Origin of the sequence: Phocaeicola massiliensis B84634 = Timone 84634 = DSM 17679 = JCM 13223, assembly GCF_000382445.1 — a bacterium.
Lineage (GTDB): Bacteria > Bacteroidota > Bacteroidia > Bacteroidales > Bacteroidaceae > Phocaeicola > Phocaeicola massiliensis.
Genome location: NZ_KB905472.1, coordinates 15,392 through 27,725, shown reverse-complemented (window position 1 = coordinate 27,725; position 12,334 = coordinate 15,392). Strand labels below are relative to the sequence as shown.

At 44.8% G+C, this 12,334-nt stretch carries 6 protein-coding genes and 1 pseudogene; 5 read left to right on the top strand and 2 right to left on the bottom strand.

The features are described 5' to 3' along the window. Positions 1 to 38: 38 nt before the first annotated feature. The 4 genes and pseudogenes from HMPREF1534_RS18670 to HMPREF1534_RS18685 all read left to right on the top strand — a co-directional run bounded on the left by HMPREF1534_RS18670 (position 39) and on the right by HMPREF1534_RS18685 (position 7,217). Positions 39 to 1,115: an efflux RND transporter periplasmic adaptor subunit gene (locus HMPREF1534_RS18670; protein WP_025066865.1), complete on the top strand. Its 1,077-nt coding sequence runs from the start codon at positions 39 to 41 to the stop codon at positions 1,113 to 1,115. Positions 1,116 to 1,134: 19 nt separating this feature from the next. Then, positions 1,135 to 4,170, top strand: a complete 3,036-nt coding sequence (locus tag HMPREF1534_RS18675; protein ID WP_005935406.1) for an efflux RND transporter permease subunit — start codon at positions 1,135 to 1,137, stop codon at positions 4,168 to 4,170. Next, the gene (locus HMPREF1534_RS18680; RefSeq protein ID WP_005935403.1) at positions 4,167 to 5,486 is read left to right on the top strand and encodes a TolC family protein; all 1,320 of its coding nucleotides are present in this window, start codon (positions 4,167 to 4,169) and stop codon (positions 5,484 to 5,486) included. The genes HMPREF1534_RS18675 and HMPREF1534_RS18680 overlap by 4 nt, the downstream gene beginning before the upstream one ends. 88 nt (positions 5,487 to 5,574) lie before the next feature. Further along, positions 5,575 to 7,217 (top strand): annotated as a pseudogene (locus tag HMPREF1534_RS18685) (amino acid permease). A 101-nt stretch (positions 7,218 to 7,318) separates the two neighbouring features. Here the strand turns inward: HMPREF1534_RS18685 and HMPREF1534_RS18690 are convergent. Continuing rightward, positions 7,319 to 8,962: a fumarate hydratase gene (locus tag HMPREF1534_RS18690; RefSeq protein ID WP_005935394.1), complete on the bottom strand. Its 1,644-nt coding sequence runs from the start codon at positions 8,960 to 8,962 to the stop codon at positions 7,319 to 7,321. A gap of 141 nt (positions 8,963 to 9,103) precedes the next feature. Between HMPREF1534_RS18690 and HMPREF1534_RS18695 the strand changes: the two genes are divergently transcribed. Next, positions 9,104 to 11,014, top strand: a complete 1,911-nt coding sequence (locus tag HMPREF1534_RS18695) for a CocE/NonD family hydrolase (RefSeq protein WP_005935390.1) — start codon at positions 9,104 to 9,106, stop codon at positions 11,012 to 11,014. Between the two features lie 95 nt (positions 11,015 to 11,109). Here HMPREF1534_RS18695 and HMPREF1534_RS18700 read toward each other — a convergent pair whose 3' ends face one another. Further along, on the bottom strand, positions 11,110 to 12,330 hold the full coding sequence (locus HMPREF1534_RS18700; protein ID WP_005935388.1) for a GTP-binding protein: 1,221 nt from the start codon (positions 12,328 to 12,330) through the stop codon (positions 11,110 to 11,112). Positions 12,331 to 12,334: the final 4 nt, after the last annotated feature.

The following is a 12,334-nucleotide window of genomic DNA, read 5'->3' as shown; positions in this document are numbered from 1 at the left end:
TGATTGCATTCATCGGAAATCAGATATCAGAAAAGCACATGAATAAACGAATTAAATGGGGCATTATATTAACAATCGGAATCGGACTGTCCGGTTTAGGCATCTATCAATTCACCCCACACGAAAATGAAGAGTTAACGGCAGCCGATGCACTGCCCAGAGAGAATAAATCAAAGACACTGAAGGTGAATGCCCAAGTCATTACACCTCACTTGCTGACTGATGAAATATTGGTAACAGGACGCTTAGTGCCTGACGAAGAAGTGAACCTCTCTTTTGAAACCTCCGGAAAGATTACCGATATTTTCTTCACAGAAGGCAGTTCCGTCAAGCGCGGAGAGCTATTAGCCAAAGTAAACGACCGGCAATTGCAAGCCCAACTAAAACGATTGGAAGCTCAAATACCACTGGCAGAAGACCGTGTTTTCCGCCAAAACGCCTTGTTGCAACGCGATGCTGTCAGTAAAGAGGCATATGAACAGGTAAAAACAGAACTGGCTACTCTGAATGCCGATATTGAAAATATAAAGGCTAGTATTGACATGACAGAACTACGCGCTCCTTTCGATGGAATTATCGGACTGAGACAGGTTAGTGTCGGAGCTTATGCCTCTCCCACTACCGTAGTCGCCAAACTGACTAAAGTAAGCCCGCTGAAAGTTGAATTTGCCGTGCCCGAACGTTACGCACGCGAAATAAAAAAAGGAATGAATCTGGACTTCAGAGTAGAAGGACGGCTCAACGCTTATCCTGCACAAGTATATGCCACAGAATCCAGTCTGGATATGGAAACTCACTCACTGAACATTCGCGCCATATATCCTAACCGGAACGGAGAGTTATTGCCGGGACGCTATGCTGATATTCAGTTGAAACAAAAAGAAATAGCAGATGCAATAGCTATCCCGTCAGAAGCAATTGTACCCGAAATGGGGAAGAACAAAGTCTTTGTGTATCGCAACGGAGTGGCAGAACCGACCGATGTAGTTGTCGGCATCCGCACCGAATCCGAAATCCAGATTGTTCAGGGTTTGGCTATCGGTGACACTATCCTGACTTCGGGTACACTGCAATTACGAAAAGGTATGCCGGTTGAAATCCAGGCTCTTAACTAACCACAAAAAAAATGCTTCAATGAATATATCCGAACTTAGTATTCGTAGACCGGTGCTTGCTACCGTACTTACGATTATCATATTACTTTTCGGACTGATTGGCTACAACACATTGGGAGTTCGTGAATACCCGTCTGTGGATAATCCTATCATCTCAGTTACTTGCAGCTATTCCGGTGCGAATGCAGATGTTATCGAGAACCAAATCACCGAACCCCTGGAACAGAATATCAATGGTATTCCCGGTATACGTTCCCTATCCAGCGTCAGTCAGCAAGGCCAATGCCGCATCACGGTAGAGTTTGAATTGTCCGTCGATCTTGAAACGGCAGCCAACGATGTGCGCGACAAAGTTTCCCGTGCACAACGCTATTTGCCGCGCGACTGTGACCCTCCCACTGTATCGAAAGCCGATGCCGATGCCGTCCCCATCCTGATGGTAGCTATCCAAAGCGACAGCCGTTCACTGCTGGAGCTTAGTGAAATAGCCGACTTAACGGTAAAAGAACAATTGCAGACCATATCAGATGTAAGTAGCGTTTCCATCTGGGGTGAGAAACGTTACTCCATGCGCTTATGGCTTGACCCGACTAAGATGGCAGGATACGGCATTACTCCGGTAGACGTAAAAAATGCAGTTACCAAAGAGAACATCGAATTACCATCCGGCAGTATCGAAGGAAATACCGTTGAACTGACATTGCGCACCATGGGACAGATGCATACAGCTAAAGAATTCAATAATATTATATTAAAGGAGGTAAACGGCAATGTCATCCGTTTCAGTGATATAGGTTACGCCGAACTTGGTCCTGCCGATATCAAAAGCTACATGAAAATGAACGGAGTTCCGATGGTAGGTGTCGTTGTGATTCCCCAACCGGGTGCTAATCACATCGAGATAGCTGATGCCGTATATCAGCGCATGCAGCAGATGCAAAAAGACCTTCCAGAAGATGTGAAATACAGCTATGGCTTTGACAATACCAAATTCATACGCGCTTCCATTGACGAGGTAAAGACAACTGTATATGAGGCTTTTATACTGGTTATCATTATTATCTTCCTGTTCTTACGCGACTGGCGTGTAACGCTGATTCCCTGTATCGTGATACCGGTATCGCTTATCGGAGCTTTCTTCGTCATGTATATTGCCGGATTCTCCATCAACGTCCTCACCATGCTGGCCGTCGTGCTCTCTGTCGGATTGGTGGTGGATGACGCTATTGTAATGACCGAGAATATCTATATCCGAATAGAACGGGGAATGAAACCGTTTGAAGCAGGAATCGAAGGAGCCAAAGAAATATTCTTTGCTGTAATATCAACTACCATCACGCTGGTTGCTGTTTTCCTCCCCATCGTATTTATGGAAGGAACCAGTGGACGACTGTTCCGCGAGTTCAGCTTTGTTGTAGCCGGTTCTGTCATCATCTCCTCATTTGCGGCATTGACATTTACCCCGATGCTTGCCACCAAACTACTGGTTAAACGTGAAAAGCAGAGTTGGTTCTACCGCAAAACAGAACCGTTCTTTGAGGGAATGAACCGCATCTATGCCCGTTCATTGGATGCTTTCTTAAAGAAACGTATATCGGCTATCCCTATCACGCTGTTAATGGTAGTTGCCATCGGCATATTATGGAGCTATATCCCGGCAGAAATGGCACCGATGGAAGACCGTTCGCAAATCAGCATCAATACCCGTGCTGCCGAAGGAGCCAGTTATGAATATATCCGCGATTATACCGAAGATATCAATCATTTGGTCGACTCCCTTGTGCCTGATGCCGAATCGGTTACGGCACGTGTGTCGAGCGGTAGTGGTAATATCCGTATCACACTGAAAGATATAAAAGACCGTAACTACACCCAAATGGAAGTAGCCGAACGTATCTCAAAGGCTATCCGCAACAAAACAAAGGCTCGTGCCTTTGTCCAGCAACAATCTTCTTTCGGCGGACGCAGGGGAAGCATGCCTGTACAATATGTATTGCAGTCCGTCAGTATTGAGAAATTGGAAAAAGTGTTGCCTGAGTTCTTAAGCAAGGTATACGATAACCCGACATTCCAAATGGCTGACGTCGATTTGAAATTCAGCAGCCCCGAAATGCGAGTCAACATTAACCGTGACAAAGCGGGCACAATGGGTGCCAGCGTACGCGACATCGCAGAGACACTGCAATACGGCCTCAGCGGACAGCGCATGGGGTACTTCTATATGAATGGAAAACAATATGAAATCTTAGGACAGATCAACCGTCAGCAACGAAACAAACCTTCCAATATCAAATCCATCTATATCCGAAATGATAAAGGAGAAATGATTCAGTTGGATAACTTGGTGGAATTCGTAGAGTCTGTGGCACCCCCCAAACTTTACCACTACAACCGCTTTATCTCGGCTACTGTTTCTGCCGGACTTGCCGACGGAAAAACAATCGGACAAGGATTGGAAGAGATGGATAAAATTGCCTCCGAAACCTTAGATGATACTTTCCGTACCGCACTTTCGGGTGACTCTAAAGATTATCGCGAAAGTTCGTCCAGCCTGATGTTTGCCTTTATACTGGCACTAGTACTTATTTACCTCATTTTGGCGGCACAGTTCGAGAGTTTCAAAGACCCATTCATCATTATGCTGACAGTGCCATTGGCCATTGCGGGAGCACTCATCTTTATGTTTGCCGGTGGCATTACAATGAACATCTTCAGTCAGATTGGTATCATCATGCTGATTGGTCTGGTGGCAAAAAACGGTATCCTGATTGTAGAATTTGCCAATCTGAAACAAGAATCGGGTGAAGACAAAATGGCAGCCATCCGAAATGCGGCCTTGCAGCGTCTCCGCCCCATCCTGATGACCAGTGTCTCAACCATATTGGGGTTGATTCCTCTGGCCTTTGCAACCGGTGAGGGAGCTAACCAGCGTATTGCCATGGGTACGGCCGTTGTAGGTGGTATGCTTGTTTCTACTTTACTCACCATGTACATCGTACCGGCTATTTATACCTATATTTCTACTAACCGAAAAGTCAAAACAGAAACCGTATGAAACGAATTATTATAGTAATGTGTATCTGCCTGGCAGGAATAACCGAGATATATGCACAATATCCTTATACACTAAAGAAATGCCTGGAAGAAGGACTTGCCAATAACTATTCCATCCGCATCACCCGCAATGAAGAGCAAGTGAGCCACAACAATGCCACACTTGCCAATGCCGGTTATCTGCCTACACTCGATCTGTCGGCAGGATACAGCGGTTCATTGGACAACACAGACAGCAAAAACCGCAGCACCGGAACCACTACCGGCGAACGCAACATCTACGACCAAACCCTGCAAGCCGGACTGGACGTAAACTGGACGCTCTTTGACGGATTTAATATCAGCACAACCTATAAACAATTAAAGGAGCTGGAACGGTTGGGTGAAACAAATACCCGCATCACATTAGAAGATTTCATAGCCGGACTGACCGCCGAATATTATAACTACGTCCAACAAGAGATACGCTTGAAAAATTTCCTGTATGCCGTATCACTGTCCAAAGAGCGTCTGCGCATTGTGGAAGAACGCTATCATATAGGTAACTTCTCCCGACTGGACTACCAACAGGCAAAAGTAGACTTTAATGCTGACAGTGCACAATACATGAAACAACAAGAACTGGTAGTAACTTCTCGCATCAATCTGAATGAGCTGATGGCCGTGCAAGAAGTCAACCGCCCTTTGCGCCTCAATGATTCTATCATTATAGTCAATGATGCACTGAATTATGACGAACTGTGGTCTGCCACCCTGTCGACTAATGCCGGACTACTCCGGGCAGACCAAAATACGACTATCGCTCAATTGGACTACCGAAAAGTATTGTCGCGCAACTATCCCTACGTGAAATTGAAAGCCGGATATGGCTACACATTAAATAAATATGAAACCAACGCCACCAGCCGAAGAAGCAACTGGGGACTGAACGGAGGTATCACGATAGGCATCAACCTGTGGGACGGCAACCGCCGTCGGGAAAAGCGCAATGCAAGTCTCGCCATTCGTAACTCCCAATTGGAACGTGAACAGCTAGAACTGGGACTGAAAGCCGACCTGAGTAACCTGTGGCAAGCCTACCGCAACAACCTGCGTCTGTTGAATCTGGAGCGTCAAAACCTGGTAGCCGCCCGCGAAAACCACGAAATAGCCAAAGAACGTTACCTGCTCGGTGACTTATCAGGTATTGAAATGCGTGAAGCACAAAAAAGTCTGCTCGATGCAGAAGAACGTATCCTTTCGGCAGAATATGATACCAAAATATGCGAAATATCTCTGCTTCAGATAAGCGGCAAAATAACGAAATATCTCGAATAATCGTTATAGACTTTACTACAGGTTTGTATTTCATGACGGTAATCCGTACCTTTGCACCCAATTATCACTAATTAGGTTATAAAAAGATATGGGATTATTTATTAAGAAACCTTTTTCCATGCTTCAGGCTGAAGCAAACGAATCGGGCGCAAAGACACTTAAAAGAGTGTTGGGCGCATGGAGTCTGGTAGCATTGGGAGTAGGCGTAATTATCGGAGCAGGATTATTCTCCATCACAGGAACAGTAGCCGCAGGATATACCCACTTTCGTTTGCCATTGCAGCCATCGGATGCTGTTTTGCCGGACTATGCTATGCCGAGTTTGCCTCGATGATACCCGTGGCAGGTAGTGCATATACCTATTCATACGCCACCATGGGAGAGCTGATAGCGTGGATAATCGGCTGGGACTTGGTTCTGGAATATACAGTGGCAGCCACCACAGTCAGCATCAGCTGGAGCAGATACCTCGTCGTCTTTCTCGAAGGAGTAGGAATCAACCTTCCGCATGCACTTACAGCCTGCCCGTGGGACGGAGGAGTGGTTAACATTCCGGCTTTCCTTATCGTAGTACTGATGAGCATCTTCCTGATTAGAGGCACAGAAGGCAGTTCCATTTTCAACGGCTTTATCGTATTTCTGAAAGTAGCGGTTATCCTCACCTTCGTAGTACTAGGCTGGAAATACATCAATACAGAAAACTATACTCCTTACATTCCTGCCAACACAGGGACATTGGGAGAATTCGGTTGGTCGGGCGTATTGCGCGGAGCAGCCATCGTGTTTTTTGCCTTTTTGGGCTTTGATGCCGTGAGCACGGCAGCCCAAGAAACCAAGAACCCCAAACGGGATATGCCCATAGGGATACTCATGTCATTGTTCATCTGTACCATACTTTATATGGTCTTTGCTCATGTAATGACAGGAGTTGCCCACTACACCGATTTTGCAGGTCAACAAGGTATCGCACCCGTAGCCGTAGCCATCGACCACATGGGACATGCCGATGCCGCCGGCATCATTCACCCCGATTATCCGTGGCTGAATCGCGCCATCGTACTTGCCATCCTTTTTGGTTATTGTTCCGTCATTATGGTAACCTTGTTGGGACAAAGCCGTGTTTTCCTCAGCATGAGCCGTGACGGATTATTACCCCCTTTCTTCTCACATATCAATGAGAAGTTCCGCACACCGGCACGCAGCAATCTATTGTTCATGGTCGTCGTAGGATTATTGGCAGCATTTGTTCCGGCACGCGTAGCAGGTGAAATGACCAGCATCGGAACACTATTCGCTTTCACTCTGGTTTGTGCAGCCGTGCTGATTGTCCGTAAAAGCATGCCTGAAGTGCACCGCGCCTTCAAAACACCTTTTGTGCCGGTCGTACCGATTCTCGGAATCCTGACTTGCCTGTGCATGATGCTTTTCCTTCCGGCGGATACTTGGATTCGATTGGTATTGTGGATGCTAATCGGTCTGGACGTATATGCCTGCTATGGAGTAAAACACAGCAAACTGGAGCAACACATACCGCGCCGACGCGGACTTACCATACTCAACATGACAGGTATTGCCTTATCTGTCTTATCTGTTATCACTGGATTATGGCATCAGCAGACCGTGGGTTGGGACGAAGATAAGACCTTACTCATTATCTCATTTGTCTTCGCTTTTACTCACTGTGCTTTCTATATGATACGCATCTGGAAACAGACCTCCCAAAAGAAATAAAGACCAAGAGAGATAGAATATCATAAAAGAGTTTCAAAAGAAATAGGCATCCGTCGTTAAAAAGCGGATGCCTATTATTATTTATAAAAAAAGGATATTGCTTATTTACAATTACCCAAGCAACGCGGTTTCAACTGCTTGAAGAAATCGTTACCCTTATCATCTACCAAGATGAATGCAGGGAAGTCTTCCACTTCAATCTTCCAGATAGCCTCCATACCCAATTCAGGATATTCCACACATTCAATGCTCTTGATATTGTTTTGTGCAAGGATAGCAGCCGGTCCGCCGATAGAACCCAAATAGAAACCACCATGTTTCTTACAAGCATCAGTTACTTGCTGGCTCCGATTACCTTTTGCCAACATAATCATGCTGCCTCCATGCTCTTGGAACAAATCCACATACGGGTCCATACGTCCTGCAGTAGTGGGACCCATAGAACCACATGCCATACCTTCCGGTGTTTTTGCCGGACCTGCATAATAGATAGGATGATCCTTGATATACTGAGGCAAATCTTCACCGCGGTCCAAACGTTCTTTCAACTTGGCATGAGCGATGTCGCGACCAACAATAATTGTTCCGTTCAATGAAAGGCGGGTAGCTACCGGATACTTGGTCAGTTCTTTCAAGATGTCTGCCATCGGCTGGTTCAGGTCAATCTTCACAGCATCACCTTCGCCAGCTTCGCGAAGCGCTTCCGGAATCAATTCACCCGGTTTGTCATCCATCTTTTCAATCCAGATACCGTCCTTATTAATCTTACATTTGATGTTACGATCGGCAGAGCAAGATACACCGAGCCCGATCGGACAAGAAGCACCGTGACGGGGCAAACGGATGATACGAACATCGTGTGCCATATATTTACCGCCAAACTGAGCTCCCAAACCAATCTTGTAAGCTTCTTCCAATACTTGCTTTTCAAGTTCCACATCACGGAACGCACGTCCGTATTCGTTACCCGTAGTGGGCAACTCATCATAATAATGAGTGGATGCCAACTTCACTGTCAGCAAATTCTTTTCAGCAGATGTACCGCCAATTACGAATGCGATATGATAAGGAGGACAAGCAGCTGTACCCAAAGTCTTCATCTTTTCTACCAAGAATGGTACCAAAGTAGCCGGATTCAGCACAGCTTTTGTTTCCTGATATAAATAAGTCTTATTGGCAGAGCCACCGCCTTTGGTTACACAAAGGAAGTGGTATTCCATACCTTCGGTAGCCTCCAGGTCGATCTGTGCCGGCAAATTACATTTAGTATTCACCTCATCATACATATTCAAAGGAGCATTCTGGGAATAACGCAGATTCTCTTCTGTATAAGTTTTATAAACACCTTCGGAAAGTGCTTCTTCATCACAATAACCGGTCCATACCTGCTGACCTTTTTCACCGTGGATGATAGCCGTACCGGTATCTTGGCAAAGCGGTAATTTACCTTTAGCAGAAACTTCCGCATTACGCAAGAAAGTCAATGCTACATATTTATCATTGTCACTGGCTTCGGGATCGTTCAGAATCTTAGCAACCTGTTCGTTGTGCGAACGGCGCAGCAAAAACGAAACGTCACGGAATGCGGCATTTGCCATTGCAGTCAAACCTTCTTTTTCAATCTTCAAGATAGGTTTTCCTTCAAACTCACTTACTGACACATAATCCTTAGTCAGCAAATAATACTCAGTTTTGTCAGGTCCCAAATCGAACATGGGCTGATAGTGGAACGGAGGTGTTGCCATAATGATACTTATTTTAGTTAATTAGTTATTAGTGACACAAAGGTAGTAACTATTATCGAAATTTTTCCTTAATTAGCGTAAAAACTTTCAGAGAATGTCCTTACCTTTGCCGACTCATTATTTAATAACCTAATATTGTATATGGAAAGAACAGGCAAATTACTTCTTATCACTTCTCTATTTTTATGCTTTTTCGGTCTGAAAGGATGGACCCGCGACAGAGCCACCAACCAACCGGACAGTTTGGAGCTCCGACTCATGGAAATCTATACCAAGCGGGAGGTTATGATTCCGATGCGTGACGGAGTGCAACTCTACACTGCTATTTACGAACCGAAAGACAACAGTCGGAAACACCCTACCCTGATGATGCGTACCCCTTATTCGTGCAGCCCTTACGGAGAAAGGTTTGATAATTATCTGAAAACCGCGCTGAAAAAGTATGTTGACAAGAACTATATCATTGTTTTTCAAGATGTTCGCGGCCGCCACAAAAGTGAAGGAGACTTTGTACAATTACGCCCGTTAAACAAAAACAGAAAAGGGAAAAAAGATAAGAAAAATATAGATGAAGCCACCGATACTTATGATACCATCGAATGGCTGATTCATCACACTCACAGCAATGAACGTGTAGGAACCTGGGGCATCAGCTATGAAGGCTTTTATGCCACCATGACCGCCTCATGTAATCATCCGGCATTGAAGGCCGTTTCACCGCAAGCTCCGGTCACAGACTGGTTCAGGGGAGACGACCGCCATCACAATGGTGCGTTTACCCTCCTGCAAACCACCAATTTTCTCCCCCGTCTGGAAGGCCGCAACATGGGAAAAGGCGTAATGCATCAGATTGTGAAAAACGATGTATATACCGACTTCCTGTCTATCGGCACATTTAAAGACATAGATAATCTGGTGAGAGATACAACTGAAACCATGTGGAACAATATCAAGAATCATCCCAACTTTGACGAATTCTGGAAAGAGCGTGATGCACGTACATCTTGCTACAATCTGAAACCTGCTATACTGGTAGTGGGCGGACTGTATGATTCAGAGGATTGCTATGGTGCATGGAACTTATACAAAGCAATCAAAGAGCAGTCTCCCGAAACCGACCTTTATCTGACTTTCGGTCCTTGGTGGCATGGCGCTTGGACACGCCACAGCTTCCAAAGTATCGGAAATGTTTATTTTGGCAAAAGTACTTCGGCTTATTATATGGATGAGATTCAGTATCCCTTCTTTCGCTATTTTTTGGAAGGAGAAGGAGAAAAGCCCAAAAATCGGGTAAACATATTCTATTCCGGCGAGAATGAATGGAAGACTTATGAAGAATGGCCTGCAAAAGAAATGGTTCCAACTCCTTATTATATCCATGCCGACGGTTCAGTATCCACTCAGGCACCGAAAGAAGAGAAATCATATACAGAATATGTATCGGATATGTCACGGCCGGTTCCTTATACAGCCAATCCGACTACTTACCGCACATTGGAATACATGATTGATGACCAACGTTTTGCCACTTCACGCCCGGATGTCATTACCTTCATGACCGAACCTTTGAAAGACACACTAACCTTGGCAGGTCCAATCGAAGTGGAACTCATGACAGCCATAAGCAGCACCGATGCAGACTTCATGGTGAAAGTGATTGATGTTTATCCCGAAAGATTCGAATATCCACAAGAAATACGCAAACAACTGAAAAGTAATTATCCCATGAGTGGATTCCAACAAATGGTTCGCGGCGAATTGTTCCGAGGACGTTTTCGGGAAGGGTTTGACAGCCCCAAACCTTTCAAACCGGAAGAAATAACACCGGTCAACTATACTTTATACGATGTAGCCCACTCTTTCTTACCCGGACACAGGCTGATGATACAAATTCAAAGTTCATGGTTCCCCATCATTGACCGCAACCCACAGAAGTTCATAGACACTTATCATTGCGGAGTGGAAGATTTTGTGATGAAACAAGACATTAAGATATTTCACCAACAAAATGCAGCAACCAGACTTCTACTTCCGATAGTGAAGAAGAAATAGAGTATACACTATTTCTTTTAGGCACAGAAAACATGGAGCTTACGGAATAAAAAATAATCCGTGTTTATCCTTGAGTTCTGTGCCTAAAAGAAATATTATTCCAAACACGCATCTAAGTCACGTACCAACTGTTCCTTATCCAAATGCTGACCGATAAAAACAATCTTCTGCATACGGTCACCATATTTATCGTCCCAATCACGCAGCAAGCCCGGTTCCCGGCGCATCACTTCCATCAATTCTTCTTCCGGCGCTGTGGCATACCACAAACCTGCTTCTTTCAGTTTCTTCTGCACACCGGCCTGTTCAAAAAGGAAAGACATGTCCGGGTTATTGCTAAAGTAACATACCCCCTTAGCACGGATAATATTACGGCCCCATTTGGTAGCAACAAAATGGTCGAACTTATGAATATCGAACGCAGGACGACGATAGTAAACAAAAGTACTGATGCCATATTCCTCCACTTCACCACCTTCATGATGATGGTGACAATGCTCATCGTGCTCTGCGTGATGAGTATCCCCTTCATGTTCTTCGTGGTGATGGTGATGTCCGCGCTCTTCCGCCTCCCGTTTCTGCTCTTCTGTTAGTACTCCTTCTATACCACGTATCCAGCCGGCAGAAGTGGCAGTCCGTTCAAAATCAAACAACCCCGTATTAATAATCTTATTCAAGTCCACCTCGGCATAGTCACATTCTACGATTTCGGCAGCCGGTTGCAAAGTACGGATAATTTGCTTGATACGCTCCAATTCATCACGCTTTACTTCCGAAGCTTTATTCAACAGGATAATATTACAGAATTCAATCTGTTGGATAATCAGATTTTCAATATCTTCTTCATCAATACCTTTACGAGTTAAATCATTACCGCAAGAAAATTCACTTTGCAAACGTAAAGCATCTACTACAGTTACAATACAATCTAACCGGCATGAACCGTACACAGTATTCATGCCTGAAATAGAACAAATGGTCTGTGCAATAGGAGCGGGTTCACAAACGCCGCTTGCCTCAATAACAATATAGTCAAAACGCCCCAATTTCATGATATCATCTATCTGCTCCACCAAATCCATCTTCAGAGTACAACAGATACAACCATTCTGAAGTGCCACCAAACTATCGTCTTTCTTGTCTACAATTCCACCTTTCTGAATCAAGTCGGCATCAATGTTCACTTCACCAATATCATTGACAATAACTGCGAACTTGACACCACGCTTATTGGAAAGAATATGATTGACCAGCGTAGTTTTTCCACTGCCTAAATAACCGGTCAGCAATAATATAGGTATTTCTTTTATTTTCATTCTA

Coding starts and splice junctions, on each gene's coding strand:
- HMPREF1534_RS18670 (WP_025066865.1), top strand. CDS start 39: ATGAATAAACGAATTAAATGGGGCATTATATTAACAATCGGAATCGGA.
- HMPREF1534_RS18675 (WP_005935406.1), top strand. CDS start 1,135: ATGAATATATCCGAACTTAGTATTCGTAGACCGGTGCTTGCTACCGTA.
- HMPREF1534_RS18680 (WP_005935403.1), top strand. CDS start 4,167: ATGAAACGAATTATTATAGTAATGTGTATCTGCCTGGCAGGAATAACC.
- HMPREF1534_RS18690 (WP_005935394.1), bottom strand. CDS start 8,962: ATGGCAACACCTCCGTTCCACTATCAGCCCATGTTCGATTTGGGACCT.
- HMPREF1534_RS18695 (WP_005935390.1), top strand. CDS start 9,104: ATGGAAAGAACAGGCAAATTACTTCTTATCACTTCTCTATTTTTATGC.
- HMPREF1534_RS18700 (WP_005935388.1), bottom strand. CDS start 12,330: ATGAAAATAAAAGAAATACCTATATTATTGCTGACCGGTTATTTAGGC.